This window comes from Ruegeria sp. AB9, from assembly GCF_056542585.1.
The window spans coordinates 466,611-487,987 of sequence record NZ_JBQGAA010000002.1; the positions used below are offsets into that span (position 1 = coordinate 466,611).

Genomic DNA, 21,377 nt, shown 5'->3' on the forward strand with positions numbered 1-21,377 from the left:
GTGGCCTGTCCTTGGGTTTCATATATTGCAGGATGCTAAGGAAATAAACCTTTGGAGACCGGCATGAATCTGCCTCCTACAGTTACTGAACGCGCCTTTGAGCGTCTGGCCGAGATCGGTGCAGCGGATCAGGGACAGGCCCTGCGCGTTGCAGTGGAAGGCGGTGGTTGCTCGGGGTTTCAATACGAAATCGCTTTGGACACGCCAAAAGAAGATGATCTGATCCTTGAAGGTAAAGGCCAAAAGGTCATTGTCGATGCGATTTCGCTACCGTTCCTGGAAAACGCGGTCATCGATTTCACCCAAGAACTGATCGGCGCGCGATTTGTAATCGACAATCCCAACGCAACCTCTTCCTGCGGTTGCGGTACTTCGTTTTCGATGTAATCGTTGGTGGGGGCTTTGCCCCCACGCCCCCAGGATATTTTTAGCCAGATGAAGCAGGGATCCGCCCTCTGACCGAAAAACCAGAGGGCTTCACCTGGCGCGGTCATCGGCGTCCCCGCCTGTACCGCCGCTTCAGTTTGAGGAAATTTAGTTAAAAATCCGTTTCTTCATCTGGCCAAAAATATCCCGGAGCGCGAGGCAGCGCCTCGCAAACCCGTTCTCCGGCTTGCCGCTGGGCCCGATCTGCGCGATAGGTTGCCTGAGAATTTCGGAGGATCGCGCATGAAAATCGCCACGTTCAACATCAATGGCATAAAGGCGCGGGCCGAGGCGCTGCCTCGTTGGTTGGATGACGCGCAACCGGACATTGTGCTTTTGCAAGAGATCAAGTCGGTCGACGAAAATTTCCCCCGCGAAATATTCGAAGAGCGCGGTTACAACGTGGAAACCCATGGGCAAAAAAGTTTCAATGGCGTTGCAATCCTGTCGAAACTGCCATTGGAAGATGTGTCTCGCGGCCTTCCTGGCGATGATGAAGATGAACAGGCCCGTTGGATTGAGGCCACGGTCGTGGGCAAAAAAGCCCTGCGGATTTGCGGGCTGTACTTACCGAACGGCAACCCGGTGCCCGGACCAAAATACGACTACAAGCTGGCCTGGATGGAGCGTCTTTACGACCGTGCCCGGGAGTTGCTGGCGACCGAAGAGCCTGCGTTGATGGCGGGGGATTACAACATCATCCCACAGGCGGAGGACGCTAAACGCCCCGATGCATGGCGCAAAGACGCTTTGTTTCGTCCTGAAAGTCGCGCCGCATTTCGCAAGATCCTGAACCTTGGCTTTACCGAAGCATTCCGGGCCACCACCCAGGGCGCCGAACACTATTCTTTCTGGGATTATCAGGCCGGAGCCTGGAACCGGAACGACGGAATTCGGATCGATCACTTCCTGCTGACGCCGCAAGCTGCGGATCTTATGCGGGACTGTCAGATTGATGCAGCCATACGCGGGCACGAAAAACCATCGGATCACGTACCGGTTTGGGTTGATCTGGATCTGTAGCGTTTCAGGCCGTGACGTCGTAGCTGTAAATCCATTCGTAACGGCGTGCCAGTTTACCACCAATGGCCATAAGCGCGCATTGGGCCGCCAATCGGGCTGGCCCTGACAGATGGAAATTGCGCGCATTGGACCCGGCGGCCGCAACCACGCGCTGTGCCCTCGGGCGGCGCGCTTTTTCGTAGGCTGCAAGCGCGCGTGTGACACCCGAATGTTCGTCGAAGGATCGCGCCAGGGTCCAGGCATCTTCAAGCGCCAGACAGGCTCCTTGCGCCATGAACGGCAAAGTTGGATGGGCCGCGTCCCCCAACAAAGCCAGACGGCCATTTTGCCAGTTCTTTGCGACGGGGCGCAGGAACAGGGCCCACAAATTCACCTCGGTGACTTTCGACAGAATATCACCCACCGGGCCGCCGAAGCCTGAAAAACGCTCGCGCAGGTCGTCAGGATCACCCTCCAGCTTCCAGCCTTCTTCCCGCCAGTCCGAGCGTTCCTCGATCGCAACGATGTTCATCACGCTTTGATCGCGCAACGGATAGGTTACGACATGCCGACCCGGCCCCATGGTCAGGGAAGCCGCAACCGCGCCTGAACCGGGTTGCCACGGAATGGTGGCGCGCCAAGCGATCTGGTGCGTGAATTCAGGGGCCTCGGGTCCGTTCAGAGCCGGACGGATCGTGCTTCGGCCACCATCGGCCGCGATGGCACATTCGGCGCACATCCGCTCGCCGCCCGCCAAGACGATTTCAGCTTCGTTAGGGTGCTTGTCCACGTGAGAAACTCTGGCACCCAAACGGATATCCACACCGGCCTTATGGGCTGCTGCGTGCAGCAAATTCAGCAAATCGGCACGGTGGTAGTAAAAGGTCGGACCTGCCGAAGGCTCTGGCAACTGGCAGACGACGCGCCCTTTGCGGTAATCGCGCACGATCGTTCCATGGGATTTCTGACCGACAGACAGATCTGTCACCCCAAGCGCGCGCAGCACGCACATCCCGTTTTCGCTGATCTGCAGACCCGCGCCGACCTCAGTCAGTGCCGGTGCTTGCTCCAGCAGCGTGACCTGCGCCCCTAGTCGCCGCAACGCCAACGCAGACGCGAGACCGCCTATGCCACCGCCTATAACGCAGATTCTCAACCGATCGATCTTCATAGCCCCCGCTTAACGCAAAAACGCCGGAGCCACAGGCCCCGGCGTTCAAAATTTTCAGATGCACCCGGCGATTAATCGTCGCGGTGGACCTTTTCGCGACGCTCATGACGCTCTTGCGCCTCCAGAGTCATGGTCGCAATCGGACGCGCATCCAGACGTTTCAGCGAAATCGGGTCGCCGGTCTTTTCGCAATACCCGTATTCGCCTTCGTCGATCCGGCGCAGGGCCGAGTCGATCTTGGCGACCAGCTTACGCTGACGATCACGTGTCCGCAGTTCCAGCGCCCGGTCGGTTTCCTCGCTCGCGCGATCTGCAACGTCCGGTATGTTACGGGTGTTGTCCTGCAGCCCTTCAATCGTGTCGCGGCTGCCCGCCAAAAGTTCATTCTTCCAATCCAACAGCTTGCGGCGGAAATATTCAAGCTGACGGTCATTCATGAAAGGTTCATCTTCGGCCGGGCGATAATCCTCCGGCAGAAAAACTTCCTGCTTCATATTTGCTCCCTCGGTATGGCCAGAAACGTCGGTCGCGGTTGTTTCACCTGACATTTGGCACTCCCTTCTGCGCAGCATTTAGCCGACGGGCGTGGGATTGTCACTACACAAACGTTGCTTCAGCACGCCCTCGCGCTGTTTTGTCTAAATATGAGACAAACAACAACAAAACCTTGTTTTTCTATGGAATTTAGCAGGCCTTTTTGGGGCGAGCCTTAATCAACAGGAGACGTTCCGGTTCGCGAATCAACCAAAAGGGCTTGGAGTTGTTGCGAAAATCGCCCCAGAGGACGCAGGGACGCGGGTTGTCAAAATCGTTGCCCGTCTGTAACCCGGAAAACAAAACCTGCCCACAGATCACAAAAAACCATACGAGAGGCCCATGACCGCACGCTTTCAAGGTACTGCCGAATATGTCGCCACAGACGATCTGACGATTGCCGTGAACGCCGCCGTCACGCTGGAGCGTCCTTTGCTGGTCAAGGGCGAGCCAGGCACTGGCAAAACCGAGCTGGCCAAGCAGGTTGCCGGCGCGTTGGGTCTGAGGATGATAGAGTGGAACGTGAAGTCCACCACCCGCGCGCAGCAAGGCCTGTATGAATATGACGCGGTCAGCCGCCTGCGTGACAGCCAGCTGGGTGAAGAACGTGTGCATGACGTGTCAAACTACATCCGCGAGGGCAAGCTGTGGCAGGCGTTTAACGCAGATGAAAAGGTTGTTCTGCTGATCGACGAGATCGACAAGGCAGATATCGAGTTTCCAAACGATCTGTTGCAGGAGCTCGACAAGATGGAGTTCCATGTCTACGAAACGGGCGAGACGATCCGGGCCAAGAACCGCCCTATCGTCATCATTACCTCGAACAACGAAAAAGAACTGCCCGACGCCTTCCTGCGCCGCTGTTTCTTTCACTACATCCGCTTCCCGGATGAGGCCACGATGCGTCGGATCGTCGAAGTACATCACCCCGGCATCAAAGACGCGCTGCTGACCACCGCGTTGACTCAGTTCTATGAAATCCGCGAAACACAGGGGCTGAAGAAAAAGCCGTCGACCTCAGAGGTTCTGGACTGGCTGAAACTGCTGCTGGCCGAAGATCTGACCGCCGAGGACCTCAAGCGTGACGGGGCGAGCGCGCTGCCGAAGCTGCATGGCGCTTTGCTGAAAAATGAGCAGGATGTGCATTTGTTCGAGCGTCTGGCCTTCATGGCACGTGGCAAACGATAGCCGGTGGGCGAACAGTCGGTGATCATGGCTTGCCATGGGTCTACCCGAATGTCAGCATCGGGCTATCTGACGAGACAGAGTTTCAACCCCACAGAACTGGATGCATCGCTTGGCTAACGCACTGACAATCCGCACGCTGCGTGCCGAGGACAAAGACCAATGGGCCGATATGTGGCGGGATTATCTGGCGTTTTATGAAACCGCCCTGCCCAATGACATATATGAAACGACGTTTTCCAGATTGCTGGGCGACGACCCGCAGGATTTTTCCTGTTTTGTTGCAGAGCAGGATGGCACTCTGGTCGGACTGACACACTATCTGTTTCATCGTCATGCCTGGAAAGTGGAAAAGGTCTGCTACTTGCAGGACCTGTTCGCGCGACCCGAAGCACGTGGAACAGGCGTAGGCCGCGCGCTGATCCAGGCCGTCTATGATGAGGCAGATCGTCAGGGTGCGCCATCGGTCTATTGGCTGACGCAGGAGTTCAACCACACTGCGCGGCAATTGTATGATCGCATCGGCAAACACACACCGTTCATCAAGTACGCACGCTCATGATGCGATTAGGTGCCCTTTTTCTGGCGCTGGCCGTTGCTGACTGCGCACCGGTTGAGACAATCGAGCTTCCGGATCGGGTCAGGTCCATCGAAGCGACGCTGCCGCCTGCCAAATCTTTTTCAACGGCGCGGCCGTCGCCGCCTGCCCGGTCCAACAAGAACATCGCTTCGGATTTCTTGTCCCTGCATTTCGAGTTGGAAAGCGGAGCCGCCCTGCCCGTCTTCACGCGATTTGAAACGCCTGTCACGGTCCGCCTGACCGGATCGCCGACGGCAAGCATGCAGCAGGACCTGACCCGCCTGCTCAATCGTCTCAAACGCGAGGCCGGGATCAATATCCGGCAGATCAACGACGGTCAGGCCAATATCACGATCGAAGCTGTCAGCCAGAAAGACATTCTGCGCATTTTACCTAACGCAGCCTGTTTCGTGGTGCCAAACTCGTCCAGCCTGGAAGAGTACCGCCGTGACCGCCGCAAAATCAAAAGCAGCTGGTCTGAACTGCGCAAACGCGAACGGCTGGGGATTTTCATCCCTTACGACGTAAGTCCGCAGGAAATGCGCGATTGCCTGCATGAAGAACTGGCGCAGGCCCTTGGTCCGCTGAACGATCTCTATCATCTGCCGGATTCGGTGTTCAACGACGATAATATTCATACCGTTCTGACCGGGTTCGACATGCTGATCCTGCGGGCTGCCTATGCGCCGGAACTGCGCACTGGCATGACCCGCGATCAGGTGGCCGCCGTGATCCCAGGGGTTCTTAGCCGGCTGAACCCCCGAGGGGACAGATTGGCCGTACAACCGTTTACGGAAACGCCGCGCGAATGGATTGACGCGATACAGAAATCACTGGGACCGGGACCCGGCTCTCCCAAACAAATGCGGGCTGCCCAAAAGGCGGCGCGGATCGGTCAGCAACAGGGATGGACGGATCACCGCCGCGCCTATCCTCACTATTTGATGGGTCGGATGGAACAATTCCGAGACCCAAGTGAAGCCCAGCGCCAGTTCCAGATTGCACAACAGTTCCTGAAATCCACCCCTGGCACATACGTGCACCAAGCCTATGTCACCACTCAAACCGCAGCTTTTGCGCTGGCACAGGATCAGGGTCCCAGTGTTCTCCCTGAATTGGACAAGGCCATCGGCGTCATGACCCGGGCCGAAAATGCTTCGCTGCTGGCCACATTGTTATTGCTGAAATCGGAAGCGTTGAAACAGGCCGGACAGATGCAGCAGGCACGCGCCGTCAGGCTGGACAGCCTAGCATGGGCACGATACGGGTTTGGTTCGGATCTGGTGGCTCAATCCTTGGTGCAGGATGGTGGCCGGCGAAGCTCTGGCAGCACGAAAGACGGATGACACACTTATGTTGGTAGTTCTGGGAATGGCGGTACTGGGTGCGATCCTGGGCGTCCTGACTGCGAAAAAGCGCAGCGGCAATGGGGCCGACATGGCGCAATATGCCGCTGGCTATGGCATTGCATTTGCTCTGGTGGGACTGGTGATCTCGCTGGTTCTGGTTCGCATAGTGGCCTGACGCGATGTTCCTGCCCTTTTTTGAGAATCTTCGTAAAGCAGGCATCCCGGTATCGCTCCGGGAGTATCTGACTTTTCTGGAAGGCATGAAAAAGGGTCTGGCCACCTATGATGTCGAAGCGTTCTACTACCTTGCCCGCGTGTCGATGGTGAAAGACGAACGCAACATCGACAAGTTCGACCGCGCCTTTGCCGCCAGTTTCGAAGGGCTGAACGAGATCAGCTTTGATCAGGTGCTGGAGGCCGTCGATATCCCCGGCGACTGGCTGGCCAAAATGGCTGAGAAACACTTGTCCGACGAGGAAAAAGCCGAGATCGAAGCGCTCGGCGGTTTCGACAAGCTGATGGAAACGCTGCGCGAACGCCTCAAGGAACAACAAGGCCGCCATCAGGGCGGCAACAAGTGGATCGGCACTGCCGGAACCTCTCCGTTCGGGGCTTATGGGTATAATCCAGAAGGCGTACGTATCGGTCAGAAGGAAAGCCGTCATCAGCGCGCGGTCAAGGTCTGGGACAAGCGGGAATTCAGGAACTTAGACGACACAGTTGAACTTGGCACGCGCAATATCAAGGTTGCTTTGAAACGCCTGCGCCGTTGGGCGCGTGAAGGAGCTGCCGAAGAATTGGATCTGGACGGCACCATACGCGCCACCGCCGAACATGGCTATCTGGATGTCAAAACCCGGCCCGAGCGTCACAACGCCGTCAAAGTGCTGCTGTTTCTGGACGTTGGCGGATCAATGGACCCGCATATCAAGGTGGTTGAAGAACTGTTCTCAGCCGCCCGGACCGAGTTCAAGCATCTGGAGTATTACTACTTCCACAATTGCCTCTATGAAGGCGTCTGGCGTGACAACCGCCGCCGTTGGGATCAACAGACCCCGACACACGAAGTTCTTCGCACCTATGGCGGAGACTATAAATGTATCTTTGTCGGCGATGCCTCGATGAGCCCCTATGAGATCGCCTACCCCGGCGGCGCAAATGAGCATTGGAACAAGGAAGCCGGTCAGGTCTGGTTGCAACGTGCGCGCGAGCAGTGGGCATCAAATCTTTGGATTAACCCAGTGCCCGAGAAGTATTGGGAATACACCCATTCCATCGGCATGATCCGCGAAATCTTTGAAGATCGCATGGTGCCAATGACACTGGCAGGCCTGGAACAAGGCATGAAAGACCTGACACGGTAGTCAAGTTAAGGCCTCACACGTCGCCTAACTGTATCCAAAACAACAACAAACACCTCTAGATGCCCCCCCGCCACGCACACAATGTCTACAAACAGTGCACAAAAAGCACCTTAAGACTGGTCGATTTTCAGCCTCGTGATAAGCTGCAGGCGGGTGAATGCTGGAGGGCGAGATGACCAACCACAATTTACGAACTCTTCTTGCGTCTGTGGCAACCGCCACATCACTGATTGTCACGTTCGGGGCCGCGGCAACTTTTGCGCTCGCGCCGGATGCCGCAATTGCAAAGAACGACAAGGGAAATGGCAAAGGGAATTCCGGAAAAGCTGACAACGGCAACGGGTCCAAAGGAAAAGGAAATTCTTCCAGGGGATCTCAGGCTAACGGCGGTGGAAAAAGCAAATCCAAGGGCACGGCCTCAGCTTCAAAAAAAGGTACCGGTTCCAATAAGCAACATGCTGCCAAATCGAAAAAATCTAACGCTGGCGCTGGTGGAAACCAAAAAAGTCAGCGGGTCTCGCTTGGCAACTTCGGACGAGAGTTCAAAAAGGATGTACAACAGCTGTTCGGGAAACAGCCTGCAAAGAAATCCAGCGGTAAATCTGCAAAGAAGTCCAACGGCCAATCTGCAAAAAAGACTCGTGCATACAAGACCGTATCGGTCAAACCGATCGAACGCTCGTTGCGTCCTGTTTCGCGGCATGATGCCACTCGCAACTTGGAAGGCCACAAGAAGCACCGTCATCGTGACCCTCTGGTAGCTGCCATCACCGACCCATATGGCTCTGATAAGCTGCGCAACCTGAACGCGTCAAAAGCGGCCACTCCGGCCTTGCTGAACGCTGCAGAGAACAGCAATGTCGGAAAGATCGCCACTTATCAGGCCGCTGCAGCGGATTATTATGACCTGCGCGGGCAGCTGTATGACACACGACGCGATTTGCGGGATCTGAACGAAAGCTACGACGGACGAAGCAGTGAACAGATTGCCGATGACATTGCAGCCCTTGATCCGGCGGATCCGGAATACGACGTCAAACGTGACGCTTTGGAATCCGAACTGCGGGACGCTGAAACGTATGAGGAAACCCGCGACGGTTTACGCGCCGATCTGAAAGACCTTGGGCACCAGACACAGAATGCCCTGGAAGAGGCAGAAGACGCTTTCTTTGACGCCTCTAAAGGGCGCTCTCTGACAAAAGACGCGTTGGGTGATTTTCATAACAATCTTGGGCTTCCGCAACCAAAGAGCCACCCTAAAGACGAAGTGACGGTGCAACCGGTTGCTTACGATCCGACATATCACCAGTACTCAGAGACTCATCAATTCCGCTCCAAGGACAACAATTACCGCCTTCGCTACGACGCGTTGCACCATAACGGTAAGAAGCACCGATACAGGGACCCGCTGGCAGCTGCGATCACCAATCCATATGGCTCAAACAAGCTGCGCAATCTGAACGCGTCGAAAGCGGCGACTCCGGCTTTTCAGAACGCTGCAGCACACAGCAATGTTGGAAAGATCGCCACTTATCAGGCCGCTGCGACTGAATACTACGACTTGCGTGATCAGCTATACGACGCGCGGCGGGACTTGCGGGATCTGAACGAAAGCTACGATGGTCGAAGTAGCGATCAGATTGCCGATGATATTGCGGCACTTGATCCCGGAGACCCTGATTACGACGGCAAGCTTAATGCCTTGGAAAACGAACTGCAGGAAGCGCAGGCCTTTGAGGAGGCACAAGACGAGCTGCGTGCTGATGTCAGAGATCTGAGGACGGACAGCCTGGTGGCCCAAAAAGAAGCTGAACATGCATTTTTTGACGCCTCCAAAGGGTCCACGCTGACCGCCAAAACACTGGCCGACCTTCATGAAAATCTGGAGCTACCTGCACCCGGAAGGTAAACGCAGCATCAGCGGTTTTTAGTGCTTTTCGACGTGACCAGCAAACCTCGACGCATGAAGTCCTGCGAACCTATGGCCTGGATTACACGTGCATCTTTGTCGGCGGCGCCTCGATGAGCCCTTACGAACTCGCCTATCTCAGTGATGTCTTCGAGCATTGGAACGTAGAGGCCGGGCAAATCTGGGTGCAGCGTACACGCTAACAATGGACGTCAAACCTGTGGATCAATCCGGTGGCCGAGAAGTATTGGGAATACACCCACACATCGGCATGATCCGCGAAATCTTTGAAAATCGCATGATGCCGATGACACCGGTGGGGGCTGAAACAGGGTATGAAAGAGCTGACCCGTTAAGGTCAGCCCCTGAACTTATCCGGCAACCGCCCGAATCCCAAGAAACAGTATCGCGGCCAGCACCGCTGCGGCGGGTACAGTGATAACCCACGCGGCAATGATAGTCAGGAAATGTGACCGGCGAACCAGCTTTCGGCGGCGGCGCTCTTCCGGTGCCAGACGGGGGCGCTCGGGAACAGCCAGACTGGCCCGTTTCAATCGACGCTCCGCATCCCATTCACGGAAGAAGCCGACGCCGAAAACGGCGCCAACCGCGATGTGGGTGGAACTGACAGGCAAGCCAAGCCAACTGGCAACAATCACCGTGATCGCGGCTGACAGCGCGACGCAATAGGCCCGCATCGGGTTGAGTTTGGTAATCTGGCTACCAACCATCCGGATCAGTTTCGGACCAAACAGGAACAGGCCGAACGAAATGCCAAACGCACCAATGACCATAACCCAAAACGGGATGCTGACCGCCTGCGTGAAATCGCCCGAGGCAGATGCCTGAACAATCGCGGCCAGCGGTCCCACCGCATTGGCAACGTCATTCGCGCCGTGCGCAAAGCTCAGTAAGGCCGCCGAAACGATCAGCGGAATCCCGAACAGGATCTTCAATGATTTGTTGCGGTTCTCCAGCCCCTCGGACTGGCGGCGGATCACCGGGATCATCGCCGCCCAAATCAACCCGCCACAGGCCGCGCCGATCAGCAAAGCTGTACCAAGATCAATCTTGATGATCTTCTTCAACCCCTTGAGCGCCAGGTAAGACGCAAATGCGCCTGCCATGATCCCAACCAGCATCGGCACCCATTTGCGGGCCGCGGCGATCTTGTCTTCCTGATAGATGATCCTGGCCTTGATGAACCACAAAAACCCGGCAGCGACCAAACCGCCCAAAACCGGCGAGATCACCCAGCTGGCCGCGATTTTACTCATTGTGCCCCAGCTTACAGCGCCAAACCCGGCGGCGGCGATTCCTGCCCCCATGACGCCGCCCACGACCGAATGCGTGGTGGAAACCGGCGCGCCGATCCATGTCGCCAGATTGACCCAAAGTGCAGACGAAAGCAGCGCCGCCATCATCGCCCATATGAATACATCCGCCGTTCCCATGCTTTCCGGCGCGATGATCCCCTTGGCAATGGTCGATACAACGTCTCCACCCGCAATGAGCGCTCCGGCGCTTTCAAAAACAACGGCAATCGCGATGGCGCCGCCCATGGTAAGCGCATTCGCCCCCACTGCTGGACCCATATTGTTGGCCACATCATTGGCCCCAATGTTCAGTGCCATATAGGCCCCGAACATCGCCGCGATCACAACGATAAGCGAGTTGCTGCCCTGACCGAACAGAAAAGCCGCCACAAGACCCGCAATGACGATGAATGCAAAGGCGATCCCTGATCCCACGATGGGGCGCCCGGCCTGAGCGGTTGCCACTTCAAGTCGTGAAAAGCGGCGCAAGTCCCTGTCGAGCGTTTCCAGGTGACGAGCTTCATAGTTCTTGTCGGTCATGAGTCCCTCATCGATAACGCCCCGTGGGTTAAGTTGGATCGGTGTTTTAATCAATTGTTCATATCGGGAAATCGCAACTTTTCTCAGGATTGATAGGTTTTGCGGCCAGACTACGTCACTCCGAGTGAACTACACCGCTGCGTGACTTGCGAAATGCCATTGTTCAGACCATATCTTTGATATGCTTCGATTGACCCCGATCCTGCTGGCAATTGGCTACGCCATCGTGATGTACCGGATTTCCGTCTGGCGCACCCATCGCGAGTTGGACGCAAAATCGACTGAACTGGCCGACCCGGCGCTAAAACGGATGACGGATCGTCTGGCTGCCGCTTTGAGCATCGATCGGGTGCCGGTCTATATCTACGAGATTGACCCGGTGAATGGGCTGGCCGCTCCGGACGGGCGGATTTTTATCACGCGCGGGTTTTATCGCAAGTTTCGAAACGGCGAGGTTTCAGCCGAAGAAATGGCCAGCGTGATCGCACATGAGTTGGGGCATGTGGCACTGGGACATGCGCGGCGGCGGATGATCGATTTCTCGGGCCAGAACGCAATGCGCACTGCTTTGATACTGCTGCTGAACCGTTTCATCCCTTTCATCGGTGCGATGATCGCCAACGCGTTGACTGCCCTGTTGGCTTCGCGTCTGTCACGGGGCGATGAGTATGAAGCAGATGAGTATGCTGCTGCGTTGCTGACCAAAGCAGGCATCGGGATTGGACCTCAGAAGTCGCTCTTTCACAAGCTGGAAGACCTGACGCAGCAACGCGCCGGTGTTGTTCCGGCGTGGTTGATGAGCCATCCGAAAACCGACGAACGGATTGCAGCGCTTGAGAAGCTTGAACAGCGTTGGGCGCGTGGCTAACGTTGCGCAGCGAGAGGCCGGCCTCTCGCGCTCTCCGGGATATTTTCAGCCAGATGAAGCTGGATCCCGCTTAGGAGGTCAGGGCCTTACCAAGCCGTGGTAGCCGGGCCTTTTTCATCAGTGTGCGCAAGGTCCATTGATCGCCTGAGAGCCGGTTGGCCTCGGCAAGGACTTGAGCCGCGAGTGCGTTCATCCCGTATGGGTCTGCCTGCCAGAAATCGTGAAGCAGGCCGTCAGGATCTCGGCGATCAAGGCCTTCTTCGGCCAGGACGTTTTTAGGAAAATCTATGGCATTCACCGTGACGATCATATCGGCGGACGCCGCTATTGCCGTCGCCAGCACGTGGATATCAGCAACATCAGGCAGCCAAAGGCGGCTTTGCAACCCTTCATTCGCCGCGTGCTCGGACTCTGGCCAGTTGGCTTGTGTCAGCGCGATTTCGGCGCGAGCTTGCGCCTCACCCGTCGGCCCCAGTTTGCGGGCAGCACGGGCCCATTCTTCGAGGATGCGTGCGGACCAGACTGGGGTGAAATGACCTAGGCGAGCCGCCCCCAACAGCATCTCGCGCATCACAGTGGGATAGATGACGCAGGTGTCGAGAACGGCTTTCATAGGCGGTAGAAGACCGCTTTGAGATAACCGCTTTCCGCCAGTTGCGGCAGTTGCGGGTGATCCGGGCCGGCAAAACCGGTGTGGATCAGTTGTGCCCGACGCCCGGCGCGACCGATCCCACGGGACGAGGCATCGCGGAAACGGCCGAGATCAGCAGCGTGCGAGCAAGAGCAGAGCCCCAGGTAGCCACCGGGTTTGACCAGTGGTGCTGCCAGTCGCGCGATACGTTCGTAGGCGCGCAATCCTGCATCCAACGCTTGTTTTGAAGGCGCGAAGGCCGGCGGATCGCAGATCACCACGTCAAACAGTTCTTTTTCTTCCCCCAATTGGGTCAACACGTCGAACGCGTCGCCTTGTCGGGATTGGAACTTGTTCTGAACACCCGAAGCCTCGGCCCCTTTTGCCGCCAGCTCCAGTGCAGCGACAGAGCCATCGACACTCAACGCCTGTGCCGCACCACCCGCGAGCATCGCCAGACCAAAGCCGCCAACATGGCTGAACACATCCAGCACCTGCGCACCGGGATGAACAAGTCGTGCGGCGAAGGCATGGTTCGGACGCTGGTCATAGAACAGGCCGGTTTTTTGACCGCCAGTCAGATCGGCCATATAGGTCGCGCCATTCATCGGCACTGGCAGCGGCGCATCGGGTGCGACGCCGCGCAGGGTTTGGTTGACATCGTCCAGCCCTTCCAACCCGCGCGTGCGTCCCGAGGCGTTTTTCAGCACCGTGGTCACGCCAGTGACCTTGACGAGAGCGTCTATCAGCAGGTCCAGATGCGCCTCAGCCCAGGCTGCGTTGGGCTGAATGACACAGGCTTCGCCAAAGCGGTCGACGATCACACCGGGGAAGCCATCCGCTTCTGCGTGGATCAGTCGATAATATGGGGCATCAAACAGGCGTTCGCGCATGTCCAGGGCACGGCGCAAGCGGGTCTCGAACCACGCCGCGTCAAGCTGCGCGTCGATGTCGCGATCCAGCACCCGGCACATGATCTTGGACTCGGGGTTTACAGCCACCAGTGCGATGGGCGCGCGCTTGTCATCCTCCAGAACAGCCAAAGCGCCCGCCGGGATCTTGCGGGTGCGACGGTCGGTGACGATGTCGTTGGCATAGACCCAGGGGAAGCCATGGCGCAAGCCGCGCGCGTTGGCTTTGGGTTTCAGACGGATACGGGGGCGGTCGGCAGATTGGGTCATGGCGCCCTCATAGTCGTGAACGCGCCGGTGGAAAAGCCCTAGCGGTTACGGGACCGCCAGCCACCACGACGTTTCGGGGTCTGAGCTGCCTGAAGGCCCTCGCTCAGAACTTGAGTCATAGGGTGGTCAGGGTTTTGTTCCGCGTAGCCCCCATGCAGTTCTGCCAGCGCTGTATTCTGGTCGCGATCAGCGGGCAGGCTGAGCGCCCAGTCCAGAAAAATGCTCCTGCACTCAGGCAGGGTGATACCGTCGATGCGATAGGCTTCGCGGATCAGCCCCTTGTGGTCGTTGGGATCAGTGCTGCGCGCCAATTTCGTCCCCCTTGATCACGCCCCCAATCAGATCGGCTGCGGTCGTATAACTTTCCTGCAATGCCGCCTGTAGCGCCCCGACCTGTTCGAACCCGGTGGCACGGCACAAAAACGCCGCGCCGCCCTCGCCCATCTTGTCGGCCTCGATAACTTTGCCGGAAAGCAGCCGTGCTGCGCATTGCACGGACCAGCATAAGCCATAGCAATCCTTCAGGGATTGCGCCTGCGCGACATCCAGTAACCCGGCTGCGACGGCGCCATCCAGACCTGAGGACACATCACGCTGTGCGGATCCCGCCAGCAAGGCACCGGTTTCGGCCATCAGCTCAATATCCATCAGTCGTCCCGGGCCGTTCTTGGCGTCCCAGATACCAGCGGGTGCTTTGGCCGCAGCCAGACGCGAACGCATCTCGGCCACTTCGTGCAAGACTTTTGCGTGGTCCCTTTTTTGTGACAGGAACCCAGCGCGGAAGGTTTCGATTTCATCGGCCAGCCCTAGATCCCCGGCAACGACATGCGCGCGGGTCAGGGCCAGATGCTCCCACACCCAGGCTTCGTTCTGCTGGTAGTTGGTGTAGCTGGCCCAACTGGTCGCCACTGGCCCCTGATTGCCAGAGGGGCGCAACCGCATATCGACTTCATACAACCGCCCCTGCGACATCGGCGCGGACAATGCTGTGATCAGCGCCTGCGTGAACCGCGCGTAGTAGGTGCGTGTCGCCAAAGGGCGCGGTCCTTCCGACATGTCCTGATCCAGAGGGTCATAGATCACGATCATGTCCAGATCGGATTGCGAGTTAATTCGCCCTGCCCCCAATGAGCCCATACCCAAAACGGCAGCCCCGCGCCCCGGAGCAGGTCCATGCTTGCGGGCGAAAGTCTTGGTAACATAAGGCAGGATGGCCGCGATCACCGACTGCGCAAGCTCAGCATATTGTTGGCCCGCTTGAGCCCCGTCGACCAGGCCGCGCAGATGATGCACACCAACCCGGAAATGCCATTCCTTGCACCAGCGTCGCGCAAGATCGAGTTGGGTTTCATAGTCCGTTTCTTCTGACAGAGCCTGCGCTAATTCAGCCTGCAGCGCCTCTTGCCCCGGCCAATCCGCAAAGAAACTGCCGCCGATCACTGCGTCAAACACTGACGCGTTGCGTGACAGGTGCGAGGCCAGAGCGTGCGATGTGCCAACGATATCGGTTAACAGGTCGATCAGTTGCGGGTTTGCTTCAAACAGCGAAAACAGCTGCACACCGGCTGGCAAACCTGCCAGAAACCCGTCCAAAGCCATCAATGCTTCATCGGGCTTGGCCGTTTTGGCCAGCCGCGACAGCAACTCGGGCCGCAGACGTTCGAAAATCCGTGCGCCACGCTGCGATCTGAGGGCCGGATAGGTCGTCCAGCGGGCCAGAACGGTTTTGTCGAACTCCACATCCTGCACCTGGGCGGGTGCGGCACCCGGGCCGGGGGCGAAAAACCCCTCGGTCAGTTCATGCACTTCGGTCAGGCGGTTCGTCAGGTCTTGCGTCAACTCGGCGCTACTGAGTCCCATCAGACAGGCGACGCGTTCGATCCCATCCGGCGATTTCGGCACCTTGTGGGTCTGTGCGTCATGAACCATCTGAATGCGGTGTTCGACCTCGCGATGGGCGCGATAGTGATCGGTCAGCTTGTCGGCGACATCCCGCGGCACCCATCCCTTCGACGCCAGCGCGGTCAGCCCCGGAACAGTCCCTCGCACGCGCAGGTCCGCATCCCGGCCGCCGGCAATCAGCTGACGGGTTTGGGTAAAGAACTCAATCTCGCGGATACCGCCCTGCCCCAGCTTCATATCGTGACCGGGGATCGACAAGGACCCGCCCGTGCCTTTGTTTTCCCGGATGCGCAGGCGCATATCATGGGCGTCCTGAATGGCGGCAAAGTCCAGATGGCGACGCCAGACAAAGGGGCGCAGGCTGTCAAGGAAACGCTGACCTGCCACCAGATCTCCGGCGCAAGGCCGCGCTTTGATATAAGCAGCGCGTTCCCATGTTCGGCCCAGGCTTTCATAGTACCGTTCAGCGGCCTCCATCGCCATGCAAACCGGGGTTACGGCGGGATCGGGGCGCAGCCTCAGATCTGTTCGGAATACATAGCCATCCGCCGTCTTTTCGCTCAGCGTCGCGCAGAAGTTCCGCGTGGCCCGCACCATGCCCTGCCGGGCCTCGTAAAAGTCGTCGGGGTCAAAGCGCGTCTCGTCAAACAAGACAATCAGATCGATATCTGAGCTGTAGTTCAGCTCATGCGCGCCCATCTTACCCATCGCCAGGATGACCAGCCCGGCCGCGGTTTCGACATCATCCTCGGTCATACCCGGCAGCTTCTTGCGCCGGATCAGCGTTGCGATCTCGGCCTTGGCAGCGACATCCGCAGCCAGAGCTCCGAAATCGGTCAATACAGCGGTGACTTTCTCAAGCGGCCATGCGCCTGCAATGTCTGCAAGCGCGGTCAGCAATGCCATACGCCGTTTGGCCTTACGCAAGCCGGGTTTCAACTGATCCGGCATCAGCCCCCGCGCAGCAGCCATGACGTCAGCCAGTGCTTGATCCGGCTGTATCAGGGCCTGAGGCAGCCAGTCCTTTTCAAGCTCGATAAGACCTTTCAGATAGGGGCTCGACCCGGCAGTACCCGCCACCAGTTCCCCCATCTCCTGCGGCAATTCTGGCATCAAGGCCCGCGCTTCATCCCCCAGAGACGGATCAAAAGCTCGTGGAAGTCGGGTAATAGCTAGAGCGTCAGTCATACGCGCAAACTGCGCATCGCAGCGCGTGATCGTCAATGGGGCATTCTGATCAGGTTTCCTGCACAGGCGTATCCTGACTGAAACTGTTCACCCAGACGTCATTTCTTCGTTCCCACAACGAAGAAATCAGCATCGCTTCGCGTTCTGTCGCACCCGGGCGCAGATAATCGGCACGGTAGGTCAGCAGAACGATATCCGGTGTCAGAACGCGCAATCTCTCATCGCTCAGGTCAAACCTTGCCATCGTCGGTGCGTCTGCGAATTGCCCAACATGATCGTCGCGATTAGCAAAGCCCGTGGGGTAAACCCCTAAAAAATCCGCGCTCAACAATGCCCGATCCGCATTTGCATTGCCGTCCACCAGCGCCGTCCAGACCTGCTTTTCCAGATCGAGAATTTCGTTCAGCGCAGGTGCTGCTCTGTGTTCTGTCATATCCATTGTTGTGTGACACATATTATTACAGGAAACCGGAAGATGCCGGGTAAAGCCGGAAGAGTGCGGATGGGCGTTGAAAAAAAGGGCTCATATATACTTTGCTCCGTTTGACTGGCCCGAACCATAGTGGTTTTCAATTACCGTTGAAAAGGGCGTTTACGCGGAAGTCGCTTTGATTGTGACAGCATAATCTGCAAAAGCCCGAACGCACGTTGAACATCATGTAAACAAGGCTTTTGGAGCGTTTGTGGCGCGTGAGTTGTCCGAAACTCTCTTCATTCTTGGCACACGGAACCGAGAAATTTCTCGCCCGGTTCGTTTCGGGCTTACCAGAAAAAAGATTTTTCTTTTTTGTTTTAATGCCTTAACCGTTTAGCACCTTGTGGAACGAACAAGCTTTTCTGGGAACCAATTATTGACCAAGCCGCGTTGGTCAGAAGTCGCTGCAACAGCGTGTTGGTTTCAAGTTCTGGCCGACGGTCAGTAAGCATTGGGCTGCATAGTTGATCGTTTTCTGTCGGGTTTCCGGGCATCTTGAATGCCCTGTATGGTCTGCCATCCTCGACGCCGTTGTACTTCCTGCAGATCGGAACGGCGTCATATCCTATCGATCATAGCAAGCGACCAAAGCTCATCGGTGACAGTGACAGGAGCCATTTGCCTCCGCTTCGGTTGGTAATGTCGCAGAGACCACAGCCTACTGCCTTCAACGCCAACGCTCGGGCCGTTGCGTTCAGACTAATGTTGTCGACAACCAACCTGGTGCATTCCCAATGCATAGCGTCGATCGGGTATTGCTCCATTAGATCGTCAGGAATGAAGTGTAGCTTCTGACGCTTGGCGTCGTTGAGCAGGTTCCGGGCCAACAAAGGAGTACGGTGATGGCGCAACTGCTGGACCAACACGGTCGCCCTGTTCGCACTCAGTCGCTTGTCAAACGGGTTGCCGAGTCGGGTATCACAGGCGTTCGGCAAGCATGAGCTCCGACCGTTGCGTCGGGACTGACCCCTGTTCGGCTGGCGGGCATCCTTGCCGCTGCCAACGAAGGCAACCTGCACGATTACCTCGTTCTCGCTGAAGAAATGGAAGAGCAGGACACGCGCTATCAGTCGGTGCTGGGCATCCGCAAACGCGCTGTTTCCGGTGTTGCGCCGATCGACAAGCCCGCATCGGACAGCGATCTGGACAAGAAGATCGCAAAAGACGTGCCGGAAAACCTGGCCGACCATGATGGATTCACAGATCTTGCCGAGGATCTGCTGGATGCACTGGGAAAAGGATTTAGCCAGGTCGAGATAGACTGGAAACGCGGTAAGCGGAACTGGACAGTGCAGGAGTTCATCCACCGCGATCCCTGTTTCTTCACCTTTGATCGGGAAACTGGCCGCGAAGTACGTCTGATCGATGAAGCCGACATGGTTGCCGGCTTTGCGGCAACAACGAAGACAGCATCCCCGGCCGGGACAGCGGAGGTCCAGTACGAGCGGGCGTTCCCTACATGGTCGGCGAACGCGGCCGAGAGCTGTTCGTGCCCGGTGTTTCAGGATCGATCCTGCCCACCCGCGCCCTTCAATCAGCTCTGGCGGCGTCCGCTTTGGCCGGTTCGGTGGCAACCGTGGCCCCGAATGCAAACGAGCTGTCTGGTATGATCGACACCCGCCCGCCGATCTCGGCTCTGTCTGGTGGCTTTCAGCGCGTTCGTGGCGGCGACACGATCAACATCTCGATCGCACCGCCGCCAGGAACAGACCCGGCCAAGATCGCCCGCATGGTTCGGGAAGAGATGGAGCGCCTCAGGAAACAGCGAAACGCAGACCTTCACGACGGGGTGGATTACTGATGCAGTTTGGCGGTGTGATGATGGCACTCGGTGTGTTCCGGTTCGGTATGTCGAACGGGGCTTACCAAAAGATGACGCGCAGCGCCGGGTATCGCTGGACCGAGGTCAACCGGATCGGCCGCGAAGCCGCCCTGCAATACTCGGGACAGAGCGCCCAGCAGATCACCATTGAAGGGGTCATTTGCCCGCATTTCAAAGGCGGTTTGCGGCAGGTGGAATTGATGCGGGCGCAGGCCGCGCTGAAGACGCCGTTGATGATGGTGGACGGGCTGGGCTGGGTCTGGAAGCGTTGGGTTATCGTTCAGGTCGAAGAGCGCAAAAGCTACTTCATGGCTGACGGTGCCCCCCGCCAGATCGAGTTCTCACTGACACTGAAATCCTACGGCCCGGATGCGCAGGGCATTACAAGCTTGATTGGGAGCATACTGTGACAACGTACCGAACCATTGACGGCGACATAGTGGACGAAATCTGCAAAGCCCATTTCGGTCGCGAAGACTATGCTGGTGTCGTCTATGAGGCCAACCCTGGTCTGGCGGCAATGGGGCCAATCCTTCCCAAGGGGCTGGTGATCACCCTGCCCACTATCCAGCAAAACCCGGTACGCACACCGAAGCGGTTGTGGGGCTGACCTGTGGAAATCGACTTTCGCATTCTCGCTAACGGCTCCGATGTCACCTCGGCGTTTCAGGACCGGATGATCAGTATGACCATCACGGACGAGGCCGGGTCCAAATCCGACACAGCACAGATCCGTGTGGACAACCGCGAATTTCAACTGGCCCTGCCTCCGACCGGAGCGGCGCTGGAGATCGCAATGGACTTTACCGGCAATCTGGTGTCGATGGGCCGTTTTGTGGTCGATGAGCTGTCGGGTGACTTCGACCCGGCAACACTGACAATCGACGCAAAGGCGGCTGACATGCTGGGCGCAATCCGCGCCCGGAAAACCCGCGACTGGCCGAACGCGTCCGTGGACGGCATCGTCAACAAGATCGCGTCCGAGCATGGCTTGACGCCGGTTATCAGCGACAGACTGAAGGGCAAAACGTTTGAGTACCAGGCACAAACCTCGGAAAGCGACCTGAACTTCCTGACCCGCATCGCGCGGGATCTGGATGCGGTTGCCAAACCTGCAGGCGGTGCCCTGGTCTTCGTCAAACGCGGCGAGGCGAAATCCGGCGACGGCAGCGATTTGCCCACCTTTGACTTCCATCTGTCAGACTTCACGCGGGGCACGTTCCAGATCACGGGTCGCGGGCGCTATGGTAGCGTCGTGGCCGAATGGGCCGAGCTGGGTGCGGCTACGGTCCACAAGGTACAGGTCGGCGACAAGCAGCCCCAGTTGGCGCTGCGCCATCCTTACAGCTCGGCCGAGGAAGCGCACCGCGCCGCTCAGGCCGCGCTAGACCGGGCCGAACGGACATCCGGTAAGATCAACATGACCCTCGCAGGGTTCAGGGGTGACTTGTCGGCCGAGTCGAAGACCCACTTGCGCGGGGTGAACCCAAAACTGGAAGGGGAATGGCTGGTCACGAAAGTCACGCACCGGATGGCCAACACCCTGACCACCTCTTTCGAAGCGGAACGCGACAACGAAAAGGCACAATCATGAAACGTCCCAGCTTTGACGATCTGACCGAAGACCAGAAACTGAACTTTGGCAACGGCGTCGGCCCCTATTGGATGCCCGACTGGATGCGCAAACTGATCACGGAAACCGCCAGTTGGTTCTTCAGGGACGCAAGCTGGCGACATCATGATTTTGGCTACATCGTCGGCGGAGATCGCTGGGATCGCGCCCGCTGCGATTGGAAGTTCTTTGTCGCCATGACCAAAGACGCGCTGACCCAACGTTGGTCTTTTGCAGTCGTGACTGTCCCGGCCGCGTTGATCCTGTAGGTGGTGTTTTACCTCGCAGTGCGGATCGGCAGGCAGATTGGCTCGTTTGAGTA

At 57.7% G+C, this 21,377-nt stretch carries 24 protein-coding genes and 1 pseudogene; 16 read left to right on the forward strand and 9 right to left on the reverse strand.

The genetic code is table 11. The features are described from left to right. Positions 1-63: 63 nt before the first annotated feature. Entirely contained in the window at positions 64-387 is a 324-nt protein-coding gene (locus ACR0K5_RS08205; RefSeq protein WP_480629202.1) for a HesB/IscA family protein, read from the forward strand. Positions 388-669: 282 nt separating this feature from the next. Further along, positions 670-1,449 carry an exodeoxyribonuclease III gene (gene xth / locus ACR0K5_RS08210; RefSeq protein ID WP_480629203.1) on the forward strand — a complete coding sequence of 260 codons (780 nt, stop codon included), beginning with the start codon at positions 670-672 and terminating at the stop codon, positions 1,447-1,449. Between the two features lie 4 nt (positions 1,450-1,453). Here xth and ACR0K5_RS08215 read toward each other — a convergent pair whose 3' ends face one another. Both ACR0K5_RS08215 and dksA read right to left on the reverse strand, forming a co-directional pair. Next, a complete protein-coding gene (locus tag ACR0K5_RS08215) occupies positions 1,454-2,599 on the reverse strand; it encodes an FAD-dependent monooxygenase (RefSeq protein ID WP_480629204.1) in 1,146 nt (381 codons plus the stop codon). A gap of 71 nt (positions 2,600-2,670) precedes the next feature. After that, a complete protein-coding gene (gene dksA, locus ACR0K5_RS08220; protein ID WP_170432517.1) occupies positions 2,671-3,093 on the reverse strand; it encodes an RNA polymerase-binding protein DksA in 423 nt (140 codons plus the stop codon). A 382-nt stretch (positions 3,094-3,475) separates the two neighbouring features. Here dksA and ACR0K5_RS08225 point away from each other — a divergent pair, with 382 nt between their 5' ends. The 7 genes and pseudogenes from ACR0K5_RS08225 to ACR0K5_RS08255 all read left to right on the forward strand — a co-directional run. After that, positions 3,476-4,321 (forward strand): AAA family ATPase, encoded by an 846-nt coding sequence (locus tag ACR0K5_RS08225; RefSeq protein ID WP_480629205.1) that lies wholly within the window; start codon positions 3,476-3,478, stop codon positions 4,319-4,321. Positions 4,322-4,490: 169 nt separating this feature from the next. Next, the gene (locus ACR0K5_RS08230; RefSeq protein WP_480629370.1) at positions 4,491-4,880 is read left to right on the forward strand and encodes an N-acetyltransferase family protein; all 390 of its coding nucleotides are present in this window, start codon (positions 4,491-4,493) and stop codon (positions 4,878-4,880) included. Then, positions 4,877-6,244 (forward strand): DUF2927 domain-containing protein, encoded by a 1,368-nt coding sequence (locus tag ACR0K5_RS08235; protein ID WP_480629206.1) that lies wholly within the window; start codon positions 4,877-4,879, stop codon positions 6,242-6,244. Before ACR0K5_RS08230 ends, ACR0K5_RS08235 begins: the two co-directional genes overlap by 4 nt. Positions 6,245-6,251: 7 nt before the next feature. Then, positions 6,252-6,422: a hypothetical protein gene (locus ACR0K5_RS08240; protein ID WP_480629207.1), complete on the forward strand. Its 171-nt coding sequence runs from the start codon at positions 6,252-6,254 to the stop codon at positions 6,420-6,422. A 4-nt stretch (positions 6,423-6,426) separates the two neighbouring features. Beyond that, positions 6,427-7,611, forward strand: a complete 1,185-nt coding sequence (locus ACR0K5_RS08245) for a vWA domain-containing protein (RefSeq protein WP_480629208.1) — start codon at positions 6,427-6,429, stop codon at positions 7,609-7,611. A gap of 172 nt (positions 7,612-7,783) precedes the next feature. Next, entirely contained in the window at positions 7,784-9,520 is a 1,737-nt protein-coding gene (locus ACR0K5_RS08250) for a hypothetical protein (protein ID WP_480629209.1), read from the forward strand. 29 nt (positions 9,521-9,549) lie between these two features. Further along, positions 9,550-9,876, forward strand: a pseudogene (locus tag ACR0K5_RS08255) (VWA domain-containing protein); the annotation flags it as partial. 15 nt (positions 9,877-9,891) lie between these two features. On the opposite strand, the gene ACR0K5_RS08260 reads toward ACR0K5_RS08255, so the two are convergent. Then, on the reverse strand, positions 9,892-11,376 hold the full coding sequence (locus ACR0K5_RS08260; protein WP_480629210.1) for an inorganic phosphate transporter: 1,485 nt from the start codon (positions 11,374-11,376) through the stop codon (positions 9,892-9,894). Positions 11,377-11,557: 181 nt separating this feature from the next. Between ACR0K5_RS08260 and ACR0K5_RS08265 the strand changes: the two genes are divergently transcribed. Continuing rightward, positions 11,558-12,244 carry a M48 family metallopeptidase gene (locus ACR0K5_RS08265; RefSeq protein WP_480629211.1) on the forward strand — a complete coding sequence of 229 codons (687 nt, stop codon included), beginning with the start codon at positions 11,558-11,560 and terminating at the stop codon, positions 12,242-12,244. Between the two features lie 70 nt (positions 12,245-12,314). Here the strand turns inward: ACR0K5_RS08265 and ACR0K5_RS08270 are convergent, their stop codons facing one another. From ACR0K5_RS08270 to ACR0K5_RS08295, 6 genes are all read right to left on the reverse strand, one after another. Further along, a complete protein-coding gene (locus tag ACR0K5_RS08270; RefSeq protein WP_480629212.1) occupies positions 12,315-12,857 on the reverse strand; it encodes an RSP_2648 family PIN domain-containing protein in 543 nt (180 codons plus the stop codon). Next, a complete protein-coding gene (locus tag ACR0K5_RS08275; RefSeq protein WP_480629213.1) occupies positions 12,854-14,056 on the reverse strand; it encodes an RSP_2647 family RNA methyltransferase in 1,203 nt (400 codons plus the stop codon). Before ACR0K5_RS08275 ends, ACR0K5_RS08270 begins: the two co-directional genes overlap by 4 nt. Before the next feature lie 38 nt (positions 14,057-14,094). After that, positions 14,095-14,367 carry a hypothetical protein gene (locus ACR0K5_RS08280; RefSeq protein ID WP_480629214.1) on the reverse strand — a complete coding sequence of 91 codons (273 nt, stop codon included), beginning with the start codon at positions 14,365-14,367 and terminating at the stop codon, positions 14,095-14,097. Continuing rightward, on the reverse strand, positions 14,351-17,146 hold the full coding sequence (locus tag ACR0K5_RS08285; RefSeq protein ID WP_480629215.1) for a [protein-PII] uridylyltransferase family protein: 2,796 nt from the start codon (positions 17,144-17,146) through the stop codon (positions 14,351-14,353). Before ACR0K5_RS08285 ends, ACR0K5_RS08280 begins: the two co-directional genes overlap by 17 nt. Positions 17,147-17,195: 49 nt before the next feature. After that, positions 17,196-17,579 carry a DUF4440 domain-containing protein gene (locus ACR0K5_RS08290; protein WP_480629216.1) on the reverse strand — a complete coding sequence of 128 codons (384 nt, stop codon included), beginning with the start codon at positions 17,577-17,579 and terminating at the stop codon, positions 17,196-17,198. Between the two features lie 614 nt (positions 17,580-18,193). Beyond that, entirely contained in the window at positions 18,194-18,487 is a 294-nt protein-coding gene (locus ACR0K5_RS08295; RefSeq protein WP_480629217.1) for a hypothetical protein, read from the reverse strand. 177 nt (positions 18,488-18,664) lie between these two features. On the opposite strand from ACR0K5_RS08295, the gene ACR0K5_RS08300 reads away from it, so the two are divergent. The 6 genes from ACR0K5_RS08300 to ACR0K5_RS08325 are packed head-to-tail and all read left to right on the forward strand — an operon-like array spanning position 18,665 to position 21,324. Next, positions 18,665-19,231 carry a phage portal protein family protein gene (locus tag ACR0K5_RS08300; protein ID WP_480629218.1) on the forward strand — a complete coding sequence of 189 codons (567 nt, stop codon included), beginning with the start codon at positions 18,665-18,667 and terminating at the stop codon, positions 19,229-19,231. Then, entirely contained in the window at positions 19,228-19,422 is a 195-nt protein-coding gene (locus tag ACR0K5_RS08305) for a hypothetical protein (protein ID WP_480629219.1), read from the forward strand. Before ACR0K5_RS08300 ends, ACR0K5_RS08305 begins: the two co-directional genes overlap by 4 nt. Further along, a complete protein-coding gene (locus tag ACR0K5_RS08310) occupies positions 19,422-19,853 on the forward strand; it encodes a phage tail protein (protein WP_480629220.1) in 432 nt (143 codons plus the stop codon). The genes ACR0K5_RS08305 and ACR0K5_RS08310 overlap by 1 nt, the downstream gene beginning before the upstream one ends. Next, positions 19,850-20,053 (forward strand): tail protein X, encoded by a 204-nt coding sequence (locus tag ACR0K5_RS08315; protein ID WP_480629221.1) that lies wholly within the window; start codon positions 19,850-19,852, stop codon positions 20,051-20,053. The genes ACR0K5_RS08310 and ACR0K5_RS08315 overlap by 4 nt, the downstream gene beginning before the upstream one ends. 3 nt (positions 20,054-20,056) lie before the next feature. Further along, the gene (locus ACR0K5_RS08320; RefSeq protein ID WP_480629222.1) at positions 20,057-21,037 is read left to right on the forward strand and encodes a contractile injection system protein, VgrG/Pvc8 family; all 981 of its coding nucleotides are present in this window, start codon (positions 20,057-20,059) and stop codon (positions 21,035-21,037) included. After that, positions 21,034-21,324 carry a hypothetical protein gene (locus tag ACR0K5_RS08325; RefSeq protein WP_480629223.1) on the forward strand — a complete coding sequence of 97 codons (291 nt, stop codon included), beginning with the start codon at positions 21,034-21,036 and terminating at the stop codon, positions 21,322-21,324. The genes ACR0K5_RS08320 and ACR0K5_RS08325 overlap by 4 nt, the downstream gene beginning before the upstream one ends. The last annotated feature ends 53 nt before the right edge of the window (positions 21,325-21,377 follow it).